This is a genomic window from Bradyrhizobium sp. in8p8 (assembly GCF_000426845.1).
Classification (GTDB): domain Bacteria; phylum Pseudomonadota; class Alphaproteobacteria; order Rhizobiales; family Xanthobacteraceae; genus Bradyrhizobium; species Bradyrhizobium japonicum_C.
This window is the reverse complement of record NZ_KE384580.1, coordinates 123,996-148,835: the sequence shown is the minus strand read 5'-3', so window position 1 is coordinate 148,835 and position 24,840 is coordinate 123,996. Positions and strand designations below refer to the sequence as shown.

Here is a 24,840-nt window from a genome sequence, read left to right as displayed (position 1 = left end):
TGAAAGAAGCTCGCGTAGCGCGGCCGCATCGAGCATCTGCTCGGCCAACAGCTTCTTCAGCTTCGCGTTCTCCTCCTCGAGCGCTTTCAACCGCCTGGCCTCGGAGACATCCATGCCGCCGAATTTGGCCTTCCAGTTGTAGATCGTCGCCTCGGAAATCCCGTGCTTGCGAGCCAGGTCGGCCGTCTTCGCCCCGGCCTCATGCTCCTTCAACACGGCGATAATCTGCTCTTCCGTGAACCTTGCTCGCTTCATCTGTCCGTCCTTTTCAGGCCGGACTCTAACTCCATCTGGAGGAAATACTCAGGGGCAGGTCACCGTGGCTCAAAGATCGATGGGTTAACGACGAGCGCGAAAGGAGATATGTGACGAGTTTCTTCATAAGTTGACGCCCTGTCGCCAGCAGAACGATCAGCGAGGTCATGAGCCCGCTGGAGCATATCGCACTTGAGCCTCAAGGAGATACAACCAAGGCTGACGCGCGCGTGTCATGCCTGGCCTTTGAGGTTGCGGACATCTTTTGCGACCATGGCGCGGCATGACGTCAAGCACATGCCGGCCATGTTAGCCTCGACCAATTGAAGGTAATGTCGGCGATCGAGCGCTGCAGCGCCGCGTCACTTGGTGAACATTTCGCGTGTTGAGCGGACTGCGTGTTTAGCACGACCGCCTACAAAATCTTGCCGCAACCGGCACTGCCCGGCCAAGGCCGCCGCCGAAGACTGGCTCGCCGACCGCGATACTGAGCTGTTGGGGGTACCGTACTGTCACATGGCGTTAACGCTGCCCGGAGACCAGAGGACAGACGCGCCACCCGACCGTGTCCTTCGCGAGGACGTCGAAGCGTCCTACTTAAGAATCGGTAACCACGAGGCGGACGCTTTCGGAATCAAGCCGCAAACCATACTACTGCCTTTGATTTTAGCAGTGTTGTCGCAGACCGGTCTTACACCCTCCACACTTACACCGATGCCGCGCTGAACATGCTACGCCACATGCGGAATTCGTTTGGGCTATGAAGCTGCCTCTTTCGGCGGCCTCTTCGTTCTGGCCCACCGCCACTGCTCACCACTCCGGTTGACGGACAGTGTTCTGCGGTCTTGGCCACCAACCTTGTTCTCCGAAAAAGGCGCGAGGCACTATGTCAAGGAGCAGTCATCGGGTGCTCGTTGCCCGACCTGGCGTCGCCTCAAGATGCATGAACTCATTCTAGGCGACGAGCAATGGCCAAAGAAGCGATCTACAATCTTACGACTGCTTAGTTGGGCATCCTCCAGCGAAATTGCAGCCGGCTGATAGTCTCGTAACACAACGTTGAAACCAAGACCACGTCAAAGGCGTTTGGGCAAAGTTGGTTGCACATTATACATTAGGGGTCTGGCCATGACAAACAAAACCCGCTTCAATATCGGATACGCTCTTGTCGCCGTTTTTGCGGTCTTCTTCATTCAGTATCTTATCGCGACGGCTACGCAGATCGCTGTCATTCCTTACAGCGAATACCTACAGCTGCTACAGCAGGGCAAAGTCGACGCCGTCGGCATCTCCGACCGCACATTGCAGGGTACGTTAAAGGAGCCGCTGCCGGGTGGTCAGAAAAGATTTGTGACCACGCGCGTCGACCAGGACGTGGCGCAAGAACTCCAAAAGCACAACGTCCGGTTCACCGGGCAAATCGAGAGCACCTTTCTGCGAGACCTCCTCTCCTGGGTGATGCCCGTACTGCTTTTCTTTGGGCTATGGTGGTACATCGGCCGTCGCATGGCTGAGGGAGGTGGTCTTGGCGGCGGACTAATGGCGATCGGCAAGAGCAAGGCCAAGATCTATGTCGAATCCAACACTGGCGTGACGTTTGCCGATGTAGCGGGGGTAGACGAAGCCAAGGACGAATTGCGCGAGGTCGTCGAATTTCTAAAAAATCCTACCGACTACAGTCGTCTTGGTGGCCGCATGCCTAAGGGCGTGCTGCTGGTTGGCCCGCCGGGAACAGGCAAGACGTTGCTGGCGAAGGCGGTTGCGGGCGAAGCTCGGGTGCCTTTCTTCTCAATCTCGGGCTCTGAATTCGTAGAGATGTTCGTGGGTGTTGGCGCTGCCCGGGTGCGCGACCTATTCCAGCAAGCTCACGAGAAGGCGCCGGCGATCATCTTCATTGACGAACTCGACGCCCTTGGCCGAGCCCGCGGTATCGGCCCCTTCGCCGGCGGGCACGACGAGAAGGAACAGACGCTCAACCAGCTGCTGGTCGAACTCGACGGCTTCGATTCCCGCTCCGGGCTCGTCATCCTCGCCGCAACCAACAGGCCGGAAATCCTCGACCCTGCCCTGTTGCGCGCTGGGCGCTTTGACCGACAGGTCTTGGTCGACCGCCCCGACAAGAAGGGCCGTATCGATATACTCAACGTCCACATGAAGAAGGTGCGGCTCGCAGGTGACGTCCAGCCAGAAGCCGTTGCGGCCTTAACACCCGGATTCACCGGGGCCGACCTTGCCAACCTTGTTAATGAGGCCGCTCTTCTAGCCACACGCCGTGGGGCCGAAGCGGTTAGCATGAGCGATTTCAACAACGCGGTGGAGCGCATGGTCGCCGGTTTGGAAAAGCGCAACCGGCTGCTCAATCCCAAGGAGCGCGAGATCGTTGCTTACCACGAGATGGGCCACGCGCTCGTCGCGCTCTCACTGCCCGGTGTCGATCCTGTGCACAAGGTCTCGATCATCCCCCGCGGAGTCGGCGCACTGGGCTACACTATTCAGCGGCCCATCGAGGACCGATTCCTGATGACCAAAGAGGAGTTGGAAAACAAAATGGCCGTACTTCTCGGCGGCCGTGCGGCTGAGCTAGTTGTGTTTGACCATCTATCGACGGGAGCCGCCGACGATCTGCGGCGGGTAACCGATATCGCGCGAAGCATGGTGACTCGCTATGGCATGTCGGAGCAACTCGGCAGCGTTGCCTATGACCGCGAGCCTGGCAATTTTCTCGGAGGACCCGATCAGACCTATCGAGCTCACGAGCGAGACTATGCGGAGGAGACCGCCGCTGCGATCGATCGCGAGGTGAAAGCGATTGTAGATCAAGTCTTCCAACGCACTCAGGGCCTCCTAAATACACGGCGTCCGGTCCTCGACCGCGCGGCAAAGAAGCTACTGGAGAAGGAAACGTTGGAGCAAAGTGACATTGACGTGTTGATACGGGAAATGCCCAGGGAGGGTCTGCGTGCGATCTGATTCACTTCCCACCTGCCCCGAGGGCGCAGGACGCCGCGTCTCCGCAATCACGAGCGCCTTCAACCCCTTGCGTCTCACAGAGCTCTGGTTTCCGCGATCGGTAGGTGAACCTCCCTCGTAGACTCAGTGAAGACGCCGGTCGATATCCCGAATTTTTGATGAGCACGGGTGTGTGCCTGGATACAGTCGGACGACGCCTTGCTTTACGGCCGGGAGCACCTGACGGCTCCGGCCGGAGTCTCATGGGGCGACGTCAGAGCTGCTGGAGGACAACAAAGAACCGTCCGAGCAACTTTCAAGTGGGTGAGCACGGGACAGCAGCGGCGCTGTTCTACTTTCTGGCGAGCTCTTGAAGGCTCGCGAGCAGATACCCAACTTGATGGCCGTGACGCTGCAAAAGAAGCGGCGCGAAATCATTCATTCAGTCATCCTTTGATAGGACTGCCACGAGGCGCGGCCAAACCGTGCGGTCCACGGATATGGGAGGGACAACATGAAGGTCGTGAAAACCAGAGTCTTGGAACAATCGGTATCAGAGGCTGTGTCTGCCAATGACAATCGTCCGGCAGACCAGCTTTTCACCCCGTCCGTCTTTCCGAAGGGTGCAATAGCCATCATCTTTAGGGCGTCGCCTTCGCCGATGAGTTCGGGAAGAGCTCATTGCCAAGACTGGCGGCTCGTCTTCAAGCGCCGCACCGCCCCTTACCTGGAGCCTTTGATGGGTTGGACCTCTGATGATGATCCGCTGGCCCAGGTCGAGCTCAAGTTTCCGACCCTGAGATCAGCACTTCGCTATGCTGAGCGGCAGGGGCTAAAATACGCTGTTCAGACGCCTTGGCACGAGCGCACGGAGTCATACGAAGTGGGCCCTGGAATTACGCGCGCCTTCTCCGATGCAACGCTCGAACGTCTGGGGCTTGGTGCCCTGCAAACGAGCTATACGGAGGCCATTGCAGGCGCCGAAGCCCGCCACGACCTGCGAGGGGACGAAGGGTGGGTTTCACCCATGGCAGTGGTGAAGGATGCCTCTCTCTCACTTGAGGCGAAACGCTCGATCCTGATAAACTGGGCCTGGACCGAATACCTGTTCGGGCAAGCTGACGCCGACGAAAAACCGCAAGGACAGCGGCAATCGCGGTTGCCTGAAGTCGAGTTCGCCTTGCTCGAGCTTGAACGGGCTGCCACTCATTCCAAGAGCCCTCCGCCGGAGGGCGCTTCTGTCCAAGACAACGAGTCTAGGACAGAACTGGCAGCATGAGGGCTCGCTGCCCTGCAGTTCGTCAGCTTTCAAGAGAAACGACGATCCGGCTCAACCGAGCGTCTTCGTGTCCCTTCGACAGCTTATGGATCACTCGGTCGAGATTTTCGCTGTGCGCGGCCAGAGCCATGCCTATCAGTGTTACGCCCCCAAAAGCCAGTCCAATCGCCCACAGCGCCCCATTCGGGAAAGCCGCGAATCAGCAGGCCCATGAGGCCCGCAATCAGTCAGCGCGTACGTGCCCTGCACGGTCCCGACCAACAGGGCTACCCCGGTAGGTAATTGCGACAGGGCGGAGAGCAATGACCACCAAAAACGCCCCGCACTCCTTTCGCCCAGGCCGTTAGGACCAGGTTCAAATCAGCGATGGAATTTGCGCTGGTCCGGCCATCGTTACGCGAACTCGACTGGGCCTTGACCCGCGCCGGTTATCGCTGATCGCGGCCGATGGGAGCTGACCCGCTCGTCCACGATTTGCGCGTCCGCGGCAAGGGAGCGGTAGCATCTCCGTTGCGCTGATGTCGTACAGACAACCGCACGGCGACGGACGTTTGTCACTTGAACTTGCCCCGGACACTTCTAATTCAGTCTATAGCTGAACAGCGGTTCGGCTAAGAGGACCATGATGAGATTAGTGCGGAGAGCGCGTAGAAGCTTGAGGGAAATGATATGAGAAAGCTTGCTCTTACAATCGTCGCGGCGGCAACGCTCCTCATCGGAACGATGGCGCCGGCTTCGGCCCATTGGCGTCACCATGGTTGGGGCGGCCCGGGTATCACTTCTGGGCTTGCTCTCGGATTGTTCGCGGGAACATTGGCGGCCGCTGCCGCGCCCCCGATCTATTATGGTGTCGCGCGCCATGGAAAACTGCCCCCTCAGCGTCACAAGGGATTGCCCCCTCCTTGGATAGCTGAGGAGAGAGTGAATGAAGCGGGAACGAATCACTGAAGGCTCGCCGTGGAATGATCCACGGGGGCAGATGATGAAGACGCCGGATGACGTGGCGGAGATGATGCGCCTGAGGGCGTGCGGGTGGGGTGTGAAGCGGATTGCGCGGCAGCTGGGCTGCAGCCACCACACGGTGAAGGACTACTTGGCGGCGGGCGGGGTGAAGCCGTTCAAGTCGCCTGAGCGGCCGAAGCGTCTCGACGGCCTTGAGGGTTGGCTGCGCGAGAGGCTCATTCGGCATCGCGGCAATGCCGACGTGGTGCGACAGGACCTGCTGGCCGAGAAAGGCGTGGCCGTCAGCCGGCGGACACTGCAACGCGCCGTGCAGCCCTATCGCCAGGCGCTGAAAGCGGAGGCGCTGGCGACGACGCGGTTTGAGACGCCCCCGGGCCGGCAGCTGCAGATCGACTTCGGGGAGCGCCTGGTCGAGATCGGAGGGGCGAAAGTCAAGGCATTCGTGTTCGTGGCAACGCTTGGACACTCGCGAAGGCTCCATGTGCGTGCGTTCCGGGCCGAGAGGCAGGAGCATTGGTTCGCCGGGCTCGAGAGCACATTCACGACCTTCAGCGGTGTGCCGGAGGAAGTGCTGATGGACAATCCACGCGCGCTTGTCGTGCGGCACGACGCAGTGAGCCGGTCGGTTCAGTTCAACGACAAGCTGATAGCCTTCGCAAAACATTGGGGCTTTCGCCCTCGCGCCTGCGCGCCATATCGGGCGCGCACGAAGGGCAAGACGGAGAACGGCGTCGGCTACGTGAAGAAGAACGCGATCGCCGGTCATTCCTTCCCAAGTTGGGAAGCATTCGAGGCGCATCTCGACAGATGGGAGCGAGAGGTTGCGAACGTTCGGATCCACGGCACGACCGGCGAGACGCCGATCATCCGCTTCGCGCGTGACGAGATACATCGGTTGAAGCCGCTCGGCGGGCAGCCCTCGTTTGGATCCTTGCGTGAACTGTCCCGCGTCGTCGGCAATGATTGCGCCGTCGAGATCGACACGAACAGCTACTCGGTACCGTGGCGCCTGATTGGCGAGCGCGTGGCGGTAACGATCGCGGCCGGCGAAGTGCGGATCCGCCATGGATTGCACCAGGTCGCGGTCCACAAGCAATCGGAGGGTCGCCGGCTGCGGATTGTCGACTCCGCCCATCTCGATGGTGTTGCTGGTCGCAATGGCGCGGTCCGCCGGGCGGAGATCGCTGTGCCGGCGCCGTCCTCACCGCCGTCGTTGTTACGTCCTCTTGCCGAATACGAAGCCATGGTCGGAGGAAGCTTCTGATGGCGAGGGCAAAAAAGGCAATGGAAGCAACGAACGATCCGCTAGATGCCATGCTGGCGCGATTGCAGCTCTCCGGCATCCGCGATCAGCTCGACAGCCTGCTCGACGAAGCCGCGCGCGCGAACCTGTCGGCGCGTGAGACGCTGATCTTGCTGTGCGAGCGCGAGATCGCACGCAAGGATCATCGCCGCGTCGAGATGGCGCTGAAGCTCGCGCACTTCCCGGCTGTGAAGGAGCTTGCTGGCTTCGACTTCGAGGCGCAGCCGTCGATCGATCCAAAGCAGATCCGTGACCTTGCCGCGTCACGTTGGATCGCCAACGGCGAGAATGTGCTGTTGCTCGGGCCGCCGGGCGTCGGCAAGACGCACTTGTCGATCGCGCTGGGACGAGAGGCGATCCTGGCCGGATACACGGTGCAGTTCACCACGGCGACGACACTGGTCGCGGGCCTTGCCAAGGCGCACGGCGAGCGACGGCTGGACGAGAAACTGCTCGCCCTGTCGAAGCCAAAGCTGCTGATCGTCGACGAGCTCGGTTACCTGCCGCTGGAACCTGACGCGGCGCATCTGTTCTTCCAGTTGGTCAGCCGCCGCTACGAAACTGGCGCCATGCTGATCACCTCAAACCGCAGCGTTGCCGAATGGGGCACCGTGTTCGCGGAGCCGATGACTTCATGATGCCTCCTTCTTCGACCGCTTGGTGCGTCGTATCCGATTGCGAAGCTGTTTGATTTGTTCGTCTGAGAGCTCGATCTGCCATGGCTGGCCTTTGGCTAGCTGACGACCTGCCAGCAATCCGCGCGCGAGATAATCGAACACCGTTTGCGCGGTTACACCAAGCTCAGCCGCTGCGCCCTGAATCGAGAAGCTCCCGTCGGGCCAGCGCATCGGATTCCTGTCCATGCCGTTGATTTTGACGGTGCGGATGCCCCAGCGGGTGCGCAACACCCAGACGTTCTTGCCGCTGAATGCGCAGCCCAGGGCCGCAACGATGCCTTCCTGATTGAGTATCGCCGCGATCTCAGCATCCATTTTGTGTTCAGCATTCAGCTCGACGATCCGTTGCCGCAGCCGATCAATGTCGATGTAATCGCGGTAGGCGTGAACGCGCCGTTGTACGTGATGCTCGCTGGTTGCGCCGGTCTGCCAGACGATCTTGAGCCACACCTGACCTCTGGTCCGCTTCTGATCAAGAACCACTTCGCGGATGACAAATCGCAGAATGCGCTTGCGATCAGCTGCCGACGTGATGGTCGCGTTCCAAATCCGCGGCAGACTCTCGCCGAGCGCTTGTAGCCCCGCGCGTTCCGCCGGGCCAATCAGAAGCGGCTCTTGCGCGCGCCAACGCGCATGCTCCTGCTCGACCGTCTCGACGACACGCAGCTTCTCTTCCCAAACCCGCTCAAGTGAGCGCGCTACAAGACGGTTCTCGGGCTCTACGGCGTCATACTGACGCCGAGCACGCTCGGCGTCGTAGCGGGCGCGCTCCGCGCGAAGCGCCCACTGGCGCTCGAGCTGACGGCTCTCCTGCTCCAGTTGGCCCACCGCCGCGAGTGCGATCTCAATCTGATCTGGCATCAGGGCATCGAGGACCACCCGCTCAACCAGCGCGTCGACCGCCAAGGCCCGGACTTCCTGACACAATGCACTGCCTTGCTGGTCCCGATCCGAGCGGCAGCAATAGACCGGATAGTCGGCATTCGGGCCCGTGTAGCGCATGCTCATGCGCCGTCCACAACGACCGCAGACCGCGATTCCTTGTAACAGGGCTGCCCCCTTGCGCGGGACGCCAGAGTGTCCAGCCTCATAGCGGCACACGTTGTCTGCCAATCGCCCCTGGTTGGCCATGAACTCCTCCCAGCTGATATAGCCTGGGTGAGCGGCGTGTAGGCAAACCGCCCAATCCGCGATCGCTACCTTGACCGTTCCCGTCAGCGATCCCGGCCGGCATCGGCTCGGATCCTTTTGACGGCGGCCATAAACATACGCCCCAGCATAGGCCGGATTCTGAAGGATATTAAGGACGCGTGCACTATCTGGCGCACGCCAGACGATCTCGTGGGGAGATGGTCCAAGCAAGGGCCGAACCGGCAAGGACAATCCATTCCTTTCCAGATAACGCATCACACGGCGGGCGCTTTGCAGTTCCTGGAATTTGGCGAAGACGAGGTGAAGGCGGGCCTGCACCTCCTCATCGGGATTGAGGATAATTGTGCCGGCTCGATCATAGGCGAGCCCGGCTGGCAGGGGCAGCCGCAGTTCGCCCCGCGCCGCCTTCTGGCGTTCCCCCTGGTGAAGGCGCATCCGAAGCTGATGCAGCTCCGCCTCGCTCATGATGCCGGACAAGCCCAACAGAAGGCGGTCGTGGTAGGCGCGCGGATCGTAAAGCCGCTCGCCATCCGCAATCAGAACGCCGAACACCGAGCACAGCTCGAGAAGCTGATGCCAGTCCCGGTTGTTGCGGGCCAAGCGAGAAGCGTCGAGGCTCACCACAAGACCGGCGTTGCCAAGGCCGATTTCGGCAATGAGCTTCTGGAAACCGTGACGATCCACAGCGCCAGCACCGGATTTGCCCAGATCCTCGTCAATCACCTGGACGCGCTCCGGCGGCCAGCCCAGACCGATGGCGCGATCGACGAGGCGGTACTGCAGCTCGGTGCTCTCCTGGTGCTGGCGCACCTGGTTCACGGATGACTGCCGCACGTAGACATAGGCCAACTTGGCTCGGTGCGCAGTCGTGAGCCGCTCGTCAGCGACGGTCGAGCTGATCAGCACGACCCAGTCCCCTTCCGGGCGTGCCGGGAACCGCTTGCATTCGCCGCAGTAGCGTGGCGAGGATTTGAGCGATCTGAGTTTGCGCCGCGGTCGATAGATTCGGCCACAGGCGCGGAATGTTGGCCGTCGGGTGGCTGGGTGGATTTGCCAACGTTGGCAGCGGTCGATACGCAACGCGACCTGGAAGCGGCCGGTGGGTCATCGCGAATCACCTTCTCGTCGAGAAGGCTCAGACTCGCGCTCAAATGTTGCATCAATGGGATCAGCGTACGGACACTGATGCGCGGCAGATCGGCAACATTCGGGCGGGGCGTGATCGGCGTCTCGGCAAGATCCGTCGACGCGATCCGAACTGCCCGCGGCCGGCCGTCCGGCAGCGCGACAACGACGTAGGCAGGACCGCGCCCCGACCGCTCCTTCAGCACCTCAAGTCGGCGCCCAAATAGAAAATGATGCGGGTCGGTGATCGTGACGTGAGGCACGACCCGTTCCAAAATAGGGGCACTCTGTCGTGTTCGGTGATCCCGTGGTCGCCACCGCGATCCTCGATCGGCTCCTCCACCACAGTCACGTGCTGACGATCCGCGGCGACAGCTACCGGCTCCGCGCCAAGCGCAAGAGCGGCCTTATAAAGACGCCGACCGCCGGTGACGGCCCTCCAGTCGGCTCCGCCTCCCTCCGGCCCGTCACCGGCGGAAACAACCTTCAACCGAGATCATAATCCCGATGGTGGGGGCAGTTCTTCATGACGCAAAGGGGGCAGTTCCGGATGGCGTTTGACAATTATGGACCGGTCTACGGTCCGCCCTACTACTACGGCCGCCCATATCGGGTAGTCCGCTACTATCCGCCGGTTGATCCCTACTGGTACGCCTGGTGACGAGAAGAAGGCCCGGTTTCCGCCGGGCCTTCTTAGTGCCCGACACGGTGCTTCCGGGAATGAAACTCGATGGCTGGACGAGGTTGGCCTTGGCGAGGTGACCGAGTGTGTTGTTGGGGCGAAGATGCCGAAGGACAGTCTGCGGTCGCTGAGCAGCAATGTTGCGCCCTCGCGCACTCAGCTCGCGCGCCGCTTGTGAGCTCGGGGCGGCTCGATCGGCCAGCCGGTAGATGACGGCGCTCGAGAGATGAGGGCTGGCTGTCCCTCCTGTTGCGATGGCTGGCTCGGACGAGTGGGGTAGTTTTCGAGGTAGATCTGGCCAGCAACCAGCATGATTCCGGCAGATAGGAGCGGAAGGCTTGCTGTTACAATGTCGCTATAGTCGTCCATTTTCTGTCATATCCCTTAAGCGAGAGAAAACGTCTGCCATCTGTGATCGAAGTTTTGCCACAGCAAAGCTCGCCTAGCAGGCGGGCATGCTGGCTCGGTGTCGTCGCGGTGGTTGGGTCTGCTCCGCAGAACCCGAAGGTGTCGCGTTAAATACGGATTGGTCCACGGTCTTACCCTCGCGTTCCCGCATCACCGGCGCGACAAGCCGAAAGGCGATCGCAGAGCCGGGAATGGGGTCTTCACCCGCGCGCCTCACTAGTCCACGGTGGATGAGATCCTTCAGCGCGAGCCTGAACTCCTTCGCGGCTGCGTGCGTTCCGACGCTAACTTCCAGACTCTGCAATGTGATAGCCCTGCCATCGCTGCCGTGGCGCTCGAACGCAGCAAGCAGTTTACGTTTAATCTGCTCAAGATCGATAGGAACTGCTCTTTCCATGGCCTTCACTGTGGCTCTCTGATCAAGTCTCGATCCGGGCCAGCCGGAGTTCCTCCCTAGCGGAGAGACGAAGCGACTATCGGCTGAAATGCGGACAATGCTCCCGTGCGCGGCGCAGGCCGCGCGACGGGAGCGATTCGGCCAAGACTTAAGCCGTCTGCTTGTGCTCGAGCTTCTGATTGTCGTTGCCGGCCTGGATGGGAATCTGGCGCGGCTTTATCGCTTCGGGAACCTCGCGCACCAGCTCGATCTTGAGCATGCCGTCCACGAAGGAAGCGCCCTTCACCTGCACATATTCGGCCAGGTTGAACTGCCGACGGAACGGGCGGGACGAGATACCCTGGTACAGGAACTGATGGGCACCCTTGTCCGCCTTACGGCCTTCGATCGTCAGTACGTTCTGCTCAGCCGTGATCGTCACCTCATCAGGCGAGAAGCCGGCCAGAGCGAGCGAGATCTGATAGTGGTCCTCATCGCTCCGCTCAATGTTGTAGGACGGGTAGTTGTCGCCGGTCCATTGGGCGGAATCTTCGAGAAGATCGAATACGCGGTCGAATCCAACTGTCGATCGCCACAGCGGACTGAAGTCAAAGGTGGTCATAGCCACATCCTCCTTTCGAGCAACATGGTTACGAGCGCACGGACACCGTAGCTGGCGCCCGATCACCGGGTCCTCAGAGGCACCCGGAGCAGCGCATCGCCGCGCGCTGCACTCTTGGAATTAGAACGGGCTTGGCCGGTTTCAAGGCCCTTCGTATCGTGAGCCACCTCGATAAGAGGCTTCGAAGGCGTTGCCGACGGTCCGCGGATGCGCATGCGGTCGCTTGCCACCACCAGCCCATGCCGTATCGGCGACAAAATGGCGGGGATGACCTGATCCCTGAGTATGCGGCTCCGCGCCCGGGTTGAGAGGCCTGGGACAAGCGGATTTGCGCTCCACCTCAATCGAGCAGGTGACCGCGGGCACGATGGCAAGCCCACCGTTTTGGGACCGTCCATTCGTCCGGGGGATGGCGGCGGTTCGACAGGTCGTCCGAATTGACCGAGATTTTCCGACCAATGGGCTAGCCAGAACATGGAACAACCCGTTGGCTTCGCAGTTCTTTCGGCGCCGCCGGCCTGAGTTTCGCTGGGCGCCTTCTGGGCCCAGCTAAGCCGGGCAACGCGGCGGCTCGTACCATCTTGCTCCATGGAGGATTTGGATATGAAAGCCACCGGTCTCTTCACTTCGCGGTCTGCCGGTCTCACTTGCCTCGGTGGGCTCGCGCGGTCGCGCCTTCCCTTCAAACTCAAGAACAGCTCTGGCGCCTGAAGGGAGGGCAAGTCATGTCAATTGCCTCAGCCCTCCCTGCCATCCATTCGGAAGCCGGGTTGTCCCGGTATCTGCAACAGATCCGTAACTTTCCGCTGCTCGATGCGTCGGAAGAAGCGATGTACGCGAGGCGTCTTCGGGATTTTGGCGATCGCGAAGCTGCCTACCGTTTGGTGACGAGCCATCTACGGCTGGCTGCCAAAATCGCGCTGAAGTACCGGCGGTACGGTTTGCCGATTGCCGACCTTATCTCGGAAGCCAATGTCGGATTGATGCTGGCGGTCAAGCGGTTCGACCCTGAAAAGGGATTTCGCCTTGCCACCTATGCCACGTGGTGGATCAAGGCATCCGTGCAGGAATTCGTCCTGCGGTCCTGGTCACTGGTGAAGCTCGGCACGACGGCCGCACAAAAAAAGCTGTTCTTCAACCTTCGAAAGTTGAAGGCGCGTTTGGGTGCTCCGGAGGACGGCGAGCTTTCGGCGGAACAGATCAAACAGATCTCTGAGCACCTTCAGGTCAAGGAAGCCGACGTCGTCGAGATGAATGGGCGGATCCGTGGCGACATGACGCTGAACGTTCAGCTCAGTGACGAAGAAGGCGAACAATGGCAGGACAGGCTCGCCGATTCGTCGCCTGATCCTGAAACCCTGCTCGTGGAGACCGGAGACCGTGAACAGCGCAAGGCCGCACTCTCGGAAGCCTTAAGCGCGCTTTCGCCGCGAGAACGCACCATCGTCGAAGCGCGCTACATGGCAGAAGAGCAAAGAACACTGGACGATCTTGCTGCCAGGTTCGGGATCTCTCGCGAGCGAGTTCGCCAGATCGAGCAGCGTGCCTTGAAGCGTATCAAGGCGATGATCTGCGCTCGTCTCCCCGATCTTCAGACTGCATCAGCAGGGGCATACTAGGAGGATCACACAACCGCTGACCGGCTGCCGATCGATAGATCAGCAGCCGGTGCAGATGTCAGGCACAATGGCTTCCGCTGAGAATTCACGGTCCTTGCGGGCATCGGCCCTTGTTCTTGCGAGCTTGCCAGGCGGCTGTGAGCTTTGATTGCTCACGATTTGCTTAACGGCGGCGCCCGAGCCTCGCAACGCTCGCAGCGATTCCGCTTCCTTCGCCTGCAGCGAAACCATCATGCCGAGTAAAGCAGCGAATACCATCAAGGTCCGCATCTCTGATCACCCTCCTTTCGACGATGCTCCATGTGCTGCGTTGCTCCGCGGCCGAGCAACATCTCGGTTTGATGATCTAAGTTTTCAACTGCGCGGCGAGCGATTCCGAGGCCGATGAAGCTTCGAGCCGCGGGCGCTATCGATGAGCAGATTTGGGGCAGAAAATTTGCTCACTTCCACTTGAAAGTAGAACCCTCGCTCCTAGGTGGATTTTCGCCGGGGGCCGCTATGGACCCGGTTCTGTGGACATCGCTGACCTAGCCAAGGAGGATGTGCATGCATTTCCGTCCCTTGCACGATCGCGTGCTCGTGCGACGTCTCGACGCCGAAGAGAAGACCGCCGGCGGCATCATCATTCCAGACACCGCGAAGGAGAAGCCGCAACAGGGCGAGATTGTCGCCACCGGGCCCGGCGCACGCAACGAACAGGGCCAGCTCGTTCAACTCGACGTCAAGCCAGGCGACCGTGTCCTGTTCGGAAAGTGGTCTGGCACCGAAGTCAAGATCAACGGCGAGGAATTCCTGATCATGAAGGAAAGCGACCTTCTGGGTGTCATCGAGAAAACAGACACGGTCCAGAAGGCAGCGTAGCGCGCTGACAGTCATAGCGGAAAGGAGACTCAAGAAATGGCTGCCAAGGACGTGAAATTTGCAACTGAGGCCCGAGAGCGCATGCTGCGGGGCGTCGATACACTGGCAAACGCGGTGAAGGTCACACTCGGTCCGAAAGGACGCAACGTCGTCATCGAAAAATCGTTTGGTGCGCCGCGCATCACCAAAGATGGCGTGACCGTCGCCAAAGAGATCGAACTGGAAGACAAGTTCGAGAACATGGGCGCACAGATGGTGCGCGAAGTCGCGTCGAAGACGAATGATCTTGCGGGCGACGGCACCACCACGGCTACCGTGCTCGCTCAGGCCATCTTCAAAGAAGGCACAAAATCAGTCGCCGCCGGCATGAATCCCATGGACCTGAAGCGTGGCATCGATCTGGCTGTCGACGCTGTCGTGTCCGATCTGAAATCACACGCCAAGAAAATCACCTCCAACGATGAGATCGCCCAGGTGGGCACAATCTCCGCCAACGGCGACACCGAAATCGGCCGCTTCCTCGCCGACGCCATGAACAAGGTCGGCAATGAGGGCGTGATAACCGTCGAGGAGGCCAAGAGCCTGCATACGGAGCTCGAAGTGGTCGAGGGTATGCAGTTCGACCGCGGCTACATCTCGCCATATTTCGTCACGAATCCCGAGAAGATGCGCGTCGAACTCGAGGATCCCTACGTCTTGATTCACGAGAAGAAGCTGTCCGGCTTGCAGACTATGCTGCCGCTTCTGGAGCAGGTCGTTCAGTCCGGTCAGCCGCTCCTGATCATCGCGGAGGATATCGAAGGCGAAGCGCTTGCGACATTAGTCGTCAACAGGCTACGAGGCGGACTGAAGGTCGCGGCCGTCAAGGCGCCGGGCTTCGGCGACCGTCGCAAGGCCATGCTGGAGGACATCGCGATCCTGACCGGCGGCAATGTTATCAGCGAGGACCTCGGCATCAAGCTGGAAAAGGTCACAGTGAAGATGCTTGGCCGGGCCAAGAAAGTGGTCATCGACAAGGACAACACCACCATTGTCGGCGGCGCGGGCGCCAAGAAAGATATCGAGGCGCGCGCCCAGCAAATCAGGCTTCAGATCGAGGAAACCACCTCCGACTATGATCGCGAAAAACTGCAGGAGCGGCTGGCGAAACTTGCCGGAGGCGTTGCGGTGATCCGCGTGGGCGGTGCGACGGAGGTTGAAGTCAAGGAGCGCAAGGAGCGGGTCGACGACGCGATGCACGCGACTCGCGCGGCGGTGGAGGAAGGCATTCTTCCCGGCGGCGGCGTTGCCCTTCTGCGTTCGCTCAAAGCGCTCGAGGCCATCAAGACCGCGAACGCGGACCAGAAGGCCGGTATCGAGATCGTTCGCCGCGCCATCCAGGTGCCGACTCGGCAGATCGTGCAGAACGCCGGCGAGGATGGCTCACTGATTGTCGGCAAGCTTCTGGAGCACCAGAACTATAACTGGGGCTTCAACGCGGCGACCGGCGAGTACGAGGACCTGGTGAAAGCCGGTGTGATCGATCCCGCCAAGGTCGTCCGCACCGCCTTGCAGGACGCCGCGTCCGTGGCTTCGCTGCTGATCACCACCGAGGCGCTCGTGGCCGAGAAGCCGAAGAAGGCAGAACCTGCTCCGGCAGCTCCCGCCATGGACTTCTAAACGTTAGAGTCCGGCCGAGGACGGCCGGGCTCTGCCGATACGAGGAGAGAATCAAAGAGGAGTCTCGCATGAACAGGTCTGATCATCGTCGGCTCAGGATGAAACAGGACGCGACCCATTGGTTCATGTTTTCCCTGAGCTTTCTCACTCTCGCCTGGGTCTGTTGTCGAACGATTGGAGGAGTATAGATGAGCCATCATCATACGTTCTCCGCCCGAACGGAGACCAAACACAACCTGCTGCGACACCTGCCGGCGCTCGCGATTGGCAGCGCAATTTCCATGACCGCCTTTGGTGCCTACGGCATGGACAGCCCGCGCGGAGCCGAGACGACGCAGAGTGCTTTCACCGGCCTGCCACTGCCGCCGATCCCTTATCTTGATACAATGCCGTGGATGAAATGGCAGCCTGAGGCAGCAAAGATGAAGATCGACATTTTGCTGCCGCCGGCCACTGCGCCGATGGGAATCTGGCCGCAGCCGACACCCCGTCCGGCCGGAGTGGCGGCAACAAGCTGAACGTCAGGGAGCGACCCTCCGGCCGCTCCCGCTGCAATGCATCAAGAGCGAGCGACGATCATGTCCGGACTAAATTCGGCGAGGCATTCCGCCCGCGGAGGGTCCGACGCAGCCTCAAGCACAGCTATCGCGCCTGGCGTCCGCGACTTTCTCATCCGGGGCAGCCAGAAGGTGATCGGTCACTACGAGCGCCTTCTTAAGACCGCGACGAGTGAGGAAGAGCGCCAGCTTTATCAATCCCGAATTGAGCGAGAGCGGCGAGCGATAGACGATCTACGCCAGGGCGCGCTCCTGGATCGCTTCGCCGCGTAGTGGCTAAGCAGCTTCTGTCAGAAAAAGTACGTATCGCCTCTTGAACTCACGCGTGTCGGTTCTAGTTCGATTCTCGACCGCGACTGCGGTGTGTCGAGCGCCAGGCCGGGCTCGGCACGAGGCGCTGGACTGGGCGTCTTCGACTCCAGCCGAAACTCCCGTCCTGCCTTAGCTTCGTATCCATATTGCTCTTTGGAGGACTTGGCTATGAGGACACCTGATTTTACGCCACTTTGGCGCAACACCGTCGGCTTCGACCATCTGGCTGACCTTGTCGACGGCATGTCGCGCCAGCCGACCGAGGACAACTATCCTCCGTACAATATCGAGCGGTCCGGTGAAGATCACTATCGAATCACGCTGGCCGTGGCCGGCTTTGGCGTCGACGACGTCTCCGTGACGGCCGAGCAGAATGCTCTCACGATCGAAGGCAAGAAGTCCGATGGTGCTGCACGCGAGTATCTGTACCAGGGTATCCCGGCGCGACCGTTCCGGAGGGTCTTCAGCCTCGCCGACTACGTGCAGGTGAAGCAGGCGATCTTCCAGGATGGCCTCTTGATCGTGGATCTCGTTCGAGAGATTCCGGAAGCCATGAGACCACGCAAGATCCAGATCGGAAGCGGAGAGGCCTCTTCTTCTCAAATTGAACAGAAGAAGGCAGCGTAGAATGGCCCGACACGGATGCTGAGTTGTGACCTTGAGCTAAGTCACACTTTCTCGGAGTGATCTCGCGGCAGACGTGATTGCGCACGAATACGAAACGCGGGTGGCGACGCATGCCGCGCCGCCGCTCATAACGCAAGCACCATCCCTTTAGAAAGGAGTGATAGGGAGGCACTCATGACGAACGTCAACATTGGCGGTGGCATGCATCCATTCTTCCACCCCGCCGCTCACTACAGTTCGCCGGTGGAAGTCCTGAATGACAAGGATCTCTCGATCCCTGAGAAGCGAATCATCCTGTCTTCATGGGCGTCCGACATGTACGCGGTCGAGTCCTGCCCCGATTTGCGGGAGATACCCGGCACCGGCAATTCGGTACGGTTGAGCGACATACTAGCAGCGTTGCGCCAGCTCGATGGCGGCGGCGATGACGATCCGCCCCGTGGCGGCGGCGTTCCCATGCGGTTGCGGCGGCCTTGGGCCGCCGCCGCGCGGTGGAGGTCACTGTGATAGTAACGGAAGCCGTTTTGGGCATCGTTCTGCTGGGCCACGCCGCAGCGGCTTGGGCAATTCCGATTATCGCATTGCAACGAGCGATTCTGCCTCCACTTGGTCCTTTCACGAGCATGCAACGGTGATCGAAATGTCAACTGGGCGAGTGATATTGGCGAGGCTTCTTATTTTGGCCTTATCCGCATCTCCGGCTGCGGCCCAGGTACCGGACCTGAAGACGGGCAGCTCTATTCCAACGTTGGCCCCAGTGGTTCGGCAGGTGACGCCGGCCGTGGTCAACATTTCCGTGCACGGTCGTGTGCGCGAGGACAATCCGCTTTATCGCGATCCTTTCTTCCGCGAATTTTTCGACATTCCCAAGCAGGTCGAGAAGGAGGTCAATTCGACGGGTTCGGGAGTCATCGTCGATGCGAACCGCGGCTATGTGTTGACCAACAATCATGTTGTACAGGGCGCGTCTTTGGTTCAGATTACGACCAAGGACGGCCTCCAGCTTCCTGCCAAAGTAGTCGGACGCGATCCTCCTACCGACGTCGCTGTACTGCAGATCCAGAACCCTGTCGGCCTTCAAGGGCTTCCCTTCGGCGACAGTGACGCGCTTGAAGTGGGAGATTTCGTGCTTGCCATTGGCAATCCCTTTGGTCTCGGCCAGACGGTCACCTCCGGCCTCGTGAGTGCGCTGGGTCGCACAGGCTTGAGTAAAGAAGGTTACGAGGACTTCATCCAGACCGATGCTGCGATCAATCCGGGCAATTCCGGCGGCGCATTGGTCAATCTTCGTGGCGAGTTGGTCGGCATCAACTCGGCTATCATTTCACCTGGTGGCGGCAACGTCGGAATTGGCTTCGCCATTCCCGCAAACATGGCGCGGCTGGTCATGGACCAGATTGTAGACAAGGGACGCGTCGAGCGCGGACGCATCGGCGTCTCACTGCGCGACCTCCAACCATCGACCAATAAAGGTCGCCATGAAGGTGCGGTCATCGCGGAGGTGTCGCCGGATTCTCCCGCTGAGAAGGCCGGCTTGCGGAAAGGTGACATCGTCATTATGGCGGACGGTCGTCCGATCCGCACGGCCTCGCAACTTCGTAATAGGATCGGTCTTGCGCGTGTCGGCCAGGACGTGAAGCTTACGCTAGTGCGCGGCGAATCCACGAATTCGGTGATCGTCAGAGTCGCCCCGGCAGCGGAAACGAGTAGCGCGTCTACTCGCTTGCGCTAGGTGCAGGACCGCAAGGCTCACGGCAGTACAAAGCAGCTGAGCGAGATGCGCTCAGGCGGAGCAGCGCGTTTTAATCCCCAACCCCGCGAGAGCTTCCTCCCCAACCAGCGACCAAACGAGAAGGTTCTGTGGCCCCTATGGCAGCCACGTGACGTCCTCAATCCTGTAACTCTTATCTCCTCCGGGCGTCTCTACAGCCACGAGCGCGCCCTTCGACTTGCCAATCAATGCCCGCGCGATCGGTGAACTCACCGAAATCTTGCCTCTGGCAGGATCGGCTTCCGGCTCGCCAACAATCTGGCAAGTTCGTTTCTCGCCCGTATCCTGATCCCTGAGCGTGACCGTCGCGCCGAACTTGATGTTTTCGCCGGAGAGCTTGGATACATCGATGATTTCTGCACGCGCAAGCCTGGCCTCCAGCTCGACTATGCGAGCCTCGTTAAGGCCTTGCTCGGTCAGCGCCGCCTGGTATTCAGAGTTCTCGATGAGATTGGGATCGTCGGTGATCGCTTGCTGAATGCGCTCGGCAAGTTGCGGCCGCTTGGTCCTGATGCGGTCGTTTAGTTCGGCCTGAAGAGCGGCGTAGCCCGCCGCAGTCATAGGTAGGCTTGGCATGGAATTAGCTGGCTTCTTCGGACGGCACTGAGCCGAGGCCGGTCCCGGGTTGGGAAACTGCCCTGAACCATCGTTGTTCCAGAGCACCACACCTTCGGAGCCGATGTACCGAGGCCGCACCCGAGGAACTGGTCGTCCGATCGAGAGTTTAGCGGGTATTCAGAGTGGATGACGGCGCGCTCGCCAGTCGAGCGCTCAGCGTCTACTTGGTTGTATCGCGACAACGAAGAATAGGTGCCGAGCAATGTACCAGCATCCCGAACTCACGCCGCCGATGACGAGTATTGCAATGCTTCTGACGCAAAAGCAGCACCTGATCAGCCGCCTAGAGGAGGATCCTGGCCCAAGGGAGCGCGAGCAGATCGAGCGTATTCTTGAAAAGATTGATGCCGAGCTGGACGCAGTTGATAGCCCTGATCGGCTGTGAGCACTGTGGCATGACGTCCATGTCGACGCGTTCCTATTCTGACCTGGGCAGTGCCGCTCAAGAGGACGCGGCATACCTCGAATCGTTGATCCGGCAGGATTTCGAGCGATGTCATCCCGGAGAGACTCTTGACGATCTCAAACGCCGGGCAGCCTTTTCGAAAGAGGCCAGAGGATTGCTTCGAGACTGGATGGCGGTCGCGGCAAAGCGCGCCGCGGATGAGCGGTCCAGGAGAACTCAGTTCAACTCGGCGGCCTAGCTTACTAGCTTAGATGGTTCGGTTCACCAGGCCGGGCAACTCGCTTTTTATTACGGTCATGATAAAATTCACGGCGATCGCCGCAATGATGAGCGCCATCACGCGTGTCATAACGTTGATGCCGGTTCGTCCCAGGAAGCGCTCAATCGCAGCAGCCATCCACAATGTCAGGCCGATCAGTACTGTGGCGAGGACGGCCGCCGATGCCAAGAATGCCTTTCCAAGCCATCCGGGATTGTCGTTCGACAGAGTGATCATGATGCTCAGTTCGGCCGGTCCCACAAGCAAAGGAAACGCAAAAGGCGTGATGGCAAGACCATGTATGTCGACCTCGCTAAATTTCGTTTCGTCAGCGCGAGGAATGAACTTTCCATATTGAGCTTGAAACATTTCGAACGCGATCACCAAGACGAGCAGCCCGCCCGCAATACGGAAATCATTGAGGCCCACATTAAAAAACGCCAGGATTTCCTTGCCGAACATTGCAGAGCCAACAAAGAAGATGGCTACCGTTGTACAGGCCAAAACGATTATCCGATGAGTCTTCAGCGAACCGGCTCGCCCCGTCATCGCCAAAAAGACCGGGATGGCGCCGACCGGGTTCGTCAGCGCGTAGAGGAGGATCGTGGTGCCGACAAACTGATTCCAAGCCACAGTCTTCAGGTTTTCCTTTGTTCTGCCCCGCCGAGCGGCTGTTCTGCTCAACCGTCTTTGCGGGGAGCCGGGTAATGCCAACTTCCGATCCGGGTTCTAGCCCGCTGCAGCTCCAGCCGCTTGACAGAACACCGGAAATTCGTACGAAATTAGACATTAGGAAGATGTTTGCAGCCACGGTGCCTGCTCAAGGGCCTTGGCCCTGTCTTCGCGAAATCAAGATTATCACACCCGAACCATGGCGGTCAGGCGGAGCAAAGTCTGCTTGCCGTCATGCGCGTGGCCAATCGGAAGACAAATGAACATTCCTGAACGCAGCATCAAAACCCAAGCGATCTCCACCGGTATCGGCGGCTTTGACGGCATCCTCGATGGCGGATACGCGTCGCACCGCGTGCATTTGATCGAGGGCCAGCCGGGAACCGGAAAGACAACGCTCGCGCTGCAGTTTCTCCTCGACGGCGCATCCAAGGGCGAGCGCTGCCTCTACATCACCCTGTCCGAGAGCAAGGACGAGCTACGGCAAGTGGCCGAAACCCACGGCTGGAATCTTGATGGGATCGAGATCTTCGAACTCGTCCCGGCTGAACTCAGCCTCGACCCCAAGCAGCAGCAGACGGTCGTTTACGCGTCCGACCTCGAGCTCGGGGAAACCACGAAGATGACCTTCGACGAGGTCAAGCGGGTCGCGCCGGCGCGAGTGGTTTTTGACAGCCTCTCCGAAATCCGGCTCCTGGCGCAGAACCCGCTGCGCTACCGTCGGCAGGTCATCGCCCTGAAGCATTTCTTTGCCCAGGAGGGCTGCACCGCGCTGCTTCTGGACGACTTGACCGACGAGGCCGACGATCTCAATCTGCACAGCCTCGCCCACGGCGTCATCCGGCTCGAACATAATGCGCTGCAATACGGCGCCGAACGCCGCAGGCTGCGCATTTTCAAGATGCGTGGCCGCAGCTTCCGGGGCGGCTTTCATGACTTCGTCATTCGCAAGGGCGGCCTGGTGCTGTTTCCACGACTGATCGCGTCCGAGCATGTGGATGGCGCGCCGGAGGCCGAGCCGCTTCTGAGCGGCATCGGCGAGTTGGACCAGTTGCTCGGGCGCGGCCTCGACCGCGGCACCAGCACCCTGTTCATGGGGCCGTCCGGATCCGGAAAATCGTCAATCGCGATGCAGTTCGTCACGGCGGCGCTTGGCCAACGCGAACGCGCTCTCTTCGTGACATTCGACGAGACCAAGGCGATCCTGATGAAGCGCTCGGCCGGCATGGGCTGGCATTTGGATCAGCCGATCGCATCAGGACAGCTCCTGCTCGAGCAGGTCGACCCCGCCGAACTGTCGCCGGGAGAGCTCACGGGAATGGTGCGCCGACGCGTCGAGACCGACAATGTAAGGGTTGTGGTCCTGGACAGCTTGAGCGGCTATCAGAATGCCATGCCCGCGGAGCAGTTCATGCTGCTGCTGATGCATGAAATGCTGACCTATCTAAATCACCGCGGAGTCGTGACGATCTTGACGCTTGCCCAGCACGGGCTGGTCGGTTCGATGCAATCCAGTGTCGATCTCACCTATCTTAGCGACACGGTCCTGCTGTTGCGCTTCTTTGAGGCGGCCGGAAAGATCCGTCGCGCGATCTCGGTCCTGAAGAAGCGCACCGGACGCCACGAGGACGAAATCCGAGAGTACCGGCTCGATAACCGCGGCATCCGCGTGGGTCCTCCTTTGGCGGAGTTCCAAGGGGTCTTATCGGGTTCTCCCGTCTATACAGGCCAGCACGGCGCGCTCCTTGCGACGGGGAGCAATGGACAATAATAGTGCAAGCCCGGATGGGCCGGTGCTCGTATTGGCGCCATTCGGTCGTGATGCCCGCGTCGTCTGCTCCGCACTGCGTGACGTCGGCATCCGCGCGTTGCAGCAATCGAGCCTTTCGGAGTTGGTGGGCAATCTGAATGATGCCGCCGCGGCGGTTATTGCCGAGGAAGCGCTAGTTCACGATCATCGTGGCGCATTGGCTCAATGGATCGCCAATCAGCCACCTTGGTCGGATTTTCCCTTCGTATTGCTGACGCTAAGGACGGGCCAAAATGGTGCGGCTCTCACGGAGCTGATTGAGCTGCTTGGTCACGTTACAGTCCTCGAGCGACCATTGGCCGCGACCTCTCTCAGGAGCGCAGTATTGGCAGCCGCGCGTGGCCGAGGGCGCCAGCGGCAGGCCGAAAAGTACCTCGGGGAGTTGAAGCAGATGGCTGAAACGCTGGAGCGGCGCGTGGAAGAGCGGACCGCCCAGCTCTCCGAAGCGAACAAGCGGTTGAGAGAGGAGATGGTGGAACGAGAGCGAACCGAAGTGGCGCTCCGCCAGGCACAGAAAATGGAGGCAGTGGGGCAACTCACCGGTGGCATTGCTCACGATTTCAACAATCTTCTGATGGCTATCATTGGGAATCTCGAGCTGATCGCCCGGCGGGTCGAGGACGAGCGCATTCAACGATATGTCCGCAATGCGATGCACGGCGCGCAGCGCGGCGCCAAGCTGGTCGGACAGTTGCTGACATTCTCCCGCAAACAGCGTCTCGCGCCGGAGCCCGTCGACGTCAACCAGCTGGTGGACACAGTCGCAGAGATGCTGTCCAGAACCCTTGGAGCCTCCATACGGGTCGACGTCGTCACGCAAAAGGATCTTTGGCCTGCACTGGTTGATGCGACTCAACTTGAGCTGATGTTGCTCAATCTTGCGATTAATGCGCGAGACGCAATGCCGGAGGGTGGCCTTCTTACGATCGAGACAAGCGTCCTCCATGCTGTCCCGGAAGATCTGCGAGCCGACCTCAAGCCAGGTGAATATGTCTCGATTGCAGTCAAGGACACTGGCACTGGAATGCCTCCGAATGTTTTGGCACGAGCCTTCGATCCGTTCTTCACCACCAAGGAACCTGGAAAGGGAACTGGACTTGGATTGTCCCAGGTCTACGGGTTTGCCCGCCAGTCCGGCGGGACTGCCAAAATCGAAAGCGAGCTTGGTCGAGGAACGGTGGTGCGAATCCTCTTGCCACGATCAACCGACGTTGTGGTCGGAGGCGACGACCGCCGACTAGATACCCCACCCCGGGGGGAAAGAGAGCACATCCTTGTCGTGGACGACAATGCCGGCGTGCTCGAAACGACCCGGAGCATGCTTGACGATCTTGGTTACCAGGCTATCGCGGCTGGCAATTTGGACGCCGCGTTGGCGACCCTCTCAGATCAAGCCATCGATTTGGCCATCGTCGATCTCGCAATGCCTGGCGTCTCGGGACTGGACGTGGGACTCGAGCTTCAACGAAGGCAGCCCAGCCTTCCAGTGGTGTACTGCAGCGGGTACCCAGATCTCATCGAAGAGACCGGTAAGCGCATCAACGGCAGCATGCTACTAAGCAAGCCGTTCTCCTCGCGGGAGCTCTCCGCCAAACTGGAAGGGATGCTGCGCGCAAAGACCAGCCAACACTCCGCTTGAGACGGCCGTAGCGATCCAAAATCTCGTTCCATTCGGCTTCAGTCGATACCGGTCCGCACGATTGCGCGTGCCAACTCCAGCTCGCTGATCGCCTGCCGCAATGACCTGCGGGCCGCGCTCTTGTCGCCGTTCGCGCAAGCCACTTTAAGTTTCTTAATGTGCTGGACCGCGGTCTCAGCGTGCGCGACGACATCCGCAGCGCCTGCAAAACTGCCTTTCCGCTTTGTGTCCATGGCGGG

20 protein-coding genes and 3 pseudogenes are annotated in these 24,840 nt (G+C 60.2%); 16 read left to right on the top strand and 7 right to left on the bottom strand.

Features of this window, described 5'->3' with window-relative positions:
* Positions 1–255: transposase (locus K408_RS0137425; RefSeq protein WP_028146154.1), on the bottom strand; the 255-nt coding region annotated here is incomplete at its 3' end.
* A gap of 230 nt (positions 256–485) precedes the next feature.
* On the opposite strand from K408_RS0137425, the pseudogene K408_RS44540 reads away from it, so the two are divergent.
* The 5 genes and pseudogenes from K408_RS44540 to istB all read left to right on the top strand — a co-directional run.
* Positions 486–789, top strand: a pseudogene (locus K408_RS44540) (transposase zinc-binding domain-containing protein); the annotation flags it as partial.
* 594 nt (positions 790–1,383) lie between these two features.
* Positions 1,384–3,225, top strand: a complete 1,842-nt coding sequence (gene ftsH, locus K408_RS0137420; RefSeq protein ID WP_024342346.1) for an ATP-dependent zinc metalloprotease FtsH — start codon at positions 1,384–1,386, stop codon at positions 3,223–3,225.
* A gap of 493 nt (positions 3,226–3,718) precedes the next feature.
* The gene (locus tag K408_RS40185) at positions 3,719–4,483 is read left to right on the top strand and encodes an NADH dehydrogenase ubiquinone Fe-S protein 4 (protein WP_024342345.1); all 765 of its coding nucleotides are present in this window, start codon (positions 3,719–3,721) and stop codon (positions 4,481–4,483) included.
* Positions 4,484–5,408: 925 nt separating this feature from the next.
* On the top strand, positions 5,409–6,710 hold the full coding sequence (istA, locus tag K408_RS0137410; protein ID WP_049820478.1) for an IS21 family transposase: 1,302 nt from the start codon (positions 5,409–5,411) through the stop codon (positions 6,708–6,710).
* Between the two features lie 20 nt (positions 6,711–6,730).
* Positions 6,731–7,384, top strand: a pseudogene (gene istB, locus K408_RS40180) (IS21-like element helper ATPase IstB); the annotation flags it as partial.
* Here istB and K408_RS0137400 read toward each other — a convergent pair.
* A complete protein-coding gene (locus tag K408_RS0137400; protein ID WP_028146168.1) occupies positions 7,382–9,484 on the bottom strand; it encodes a recombinase family protein in 2,103 nt (700 codons plus the stop codon). The pseudogene istB and the gene K408_RS0137400 sit on opposite strands and share 3 nt — an antisense overlap.
* A gap of 511 nt (positions 9,485–9,995) precedes the next feature.
* Between K408_RS0137400 and K408_RS0137390 the strand changes: the two are divergent.
* Positions 9,996–10,205 (top strand): annotated as a pseudogene (locus K408_RS0137390) (ATP-binding protein); the annotation flags it as partial.
* A gap of 622 nt (positions 10,206–10,827) precedes the next feature.
* Here the strand turns inward: K408_RS0137390 and K408_RS0137385 are convergent.
* Positions 10,828–11,199 carry a hypothetical protein gene (locus K408_RS0137385; RefSeq protein ID WP_155248720.1) on the bottom strand — a complete coding sequence of 124 codons (372 nt, stop codon included), beginning with the start codon at positions 11,197–11,199 and terminating at the stop codon, positions 10,828–10,830.
* Between the two features lie 139 nt (positions 11,200–11,338).
* Positions 11,339–11,791, bottom strand: a complete 453-nt coding sequence (locus K408_RS0137380; RefSeq protein ID WP_024342340.1) for an Hsp20 family protein — start codon at positions 11,789–11,791, stop codon at positions 11,339–11,341.
* 725 nt (positions 11,792–12,516) lie between these two features.
* On the opposite strand from K408_RS0137380, the gene rpoH reads away from it, so the two are divergent.
* A complete protein-coding gene (rpoH, locus tag K408_RS0137375; RefSeq protein WP_029674525.1) occupies positions 12,517–13,410 on the top strand; it encodes an RNA polymerase sigma factor RpoH in 894 nt (297 codons plus the stop codon).
* Positions 13,411–13,449: 39 nt separating this feature from the next.
* Here rpoH and K408_RS0137370 read toward each other — a convergent pair whose 3' ends face one another.
* Complete coding sequence (locus tag K408_RS0137370; protein ID WP_024342338.1) at positions 13,450–13,680, bottom strand: hypothetical protein; 231 nt, start codon at positions 13,678–13,680, stop codon at positions 13,450–13,452.
* Positions 13,681–13,956: 276 nt separating this feature from the next.
* Here K408_RS0137370 and groES point away from each other — a divergent pair, with 276 nt between their 5' ends.
* The 6 genes from groES (at position 13,957) to K408_RS0137335 (ending at position 19,158) form a co-directional block, all read left to right on the top strand.
* Entirely contained in the window at positions 13,957–14,271 is a 315-nt protein-coding gene (groES, locus tag K408_RS0137365) for a co-chaperone GroES (RefSeq protein WP_024342337.1), read from the top strand.
* A gap of 36 nt (positions 14,272–14,307) precedes the next feature.
* On the top strand, positions 14,308–15,930 hold the full coding sequence (groL, locus tag K408_RS0137360; protein WP_024342336.1) for a chaperonin GroEL: 1,623 nt from the start codon (positions 14,308–14,310) through the stop codon (positions 15,928–15,930).
* Positions 15,931–16,118: 188 nt separating this feature from the next.
* Entirely contained in the window at positions 16,119–16,448 is a 330-nt protein-coding gene (locus K408_RS40170; protein ID WP_024342335.1) for a hypothetical protein, read from the top strand.
* A gap of 519 nt (positions 16,449–16,967) precedes the next feature.
* Positions 16,968–17,426, top strand: coding sequence for an Hsp20 family protein (locus K408_RS0137345; protein ID WP_024342333.1), 459 nt, complete (start codon positions 16,968–16,970; stop codon positions 17,424–17,426).
* A gap of 174 nt (positions 17,427–17,600) precedes the next feature.
* Positions 17,601–17,933, top strand: a complete 333-nt coding sequence (locus tag K408_RS0137340; RefSeq protein ID WP_024342332.1) for a hypothetical protein — start codon at positions 17,601–17,603, stop codon at positions 17,931–17,933.
* 133 nt (positions 17,934–18,066) lie between these two features.
* A complete protein-coding gene (locus K408_RS0137335) occupies positions 18,067–19,158 on the top strand; it encodes a trypsin-like peptidase domain-containing protein (protein WP_024342331.1) in 1,092 nt (363 codons plus the stop codon).
* Positions 19,159–19,293: 135 nt separating this feature from the next.
* Here the strand turns inward: K408_RS0137335 and greA are convergent, their stop codons facing one another.
* On the bottom strand, positions 19,294–19,773 hold the full coding sequence (gene greA / locus K408_RS0137330) for a transcription elongation factor GreA (RefSeq protein WP_024342330.1): 480 nt from the start codon (positions 19,771–19,773) through the stop codon (positions 19,294–19,296).
* Positions 19,774–20,017: 244 nt separating this feature from the next.
* Here greA and K408_RS40165 point away from each other — a divergent pair, with 244 nt between their 5' ends.
* Entirely contained in the window at positions 20,018–20,200 is a 183-nt protein-coding gene (locus K408_RS40165) for a hypothetical protein (RefSeq protein WP_035698935.1), read from the top strand.
* A 268-nt stretch (positions 20,201–20,468) separates the two neighbouring features.
* Here K408_RS40165 and K408_RS0137315 read toward each other — a convergent pair whose 3' ends face one another.
* Positions 20,469–21,113, bottom strand: coding sequence for a MarC family protein (locus tag K408_RS0137315; protein WP_024342328.1), 645 nt, complete (start codon positions 21,111–21,113; stop codon positions 20,469–20,471).
* Positions 21,114–21,411: 298 nt separating this feature from the next.
* Here K408_RS0137315 and K408_RS0137310 point away from each other — a divergent pair, with 298 nt between their 5' ends.
* Together K408_RS0137310 and K408_RS0137305 are read left to right on the top strand one after the other, a co-directional pair.
* Positions 21,412–22,923, top strand: a complete 1,512-nt coding sequence (locus tag K408_RS0137310; RefSeq protein WP_024342327.1) for an ATPase domain-containing protein — start codon at positions 21,412–21,414, stop codon at positions 22,921–22,923.
* Positions 22,913–24,601, top strand: coding sequence for an ATP-binding protein (locus K408_RS0137305; RefSeq protein ID WP_029674520.1), 1,689 nt, complete (start codon positions 22,913–22,915; stop codon positions 24,599–24,601). Before K408_RS0137310 ends, K408_RS0137305 begins: the two co-directional genes overlap by 11 nt.
* Positions 24,602–24,840 lie beyond the last annotated feature (239 nt).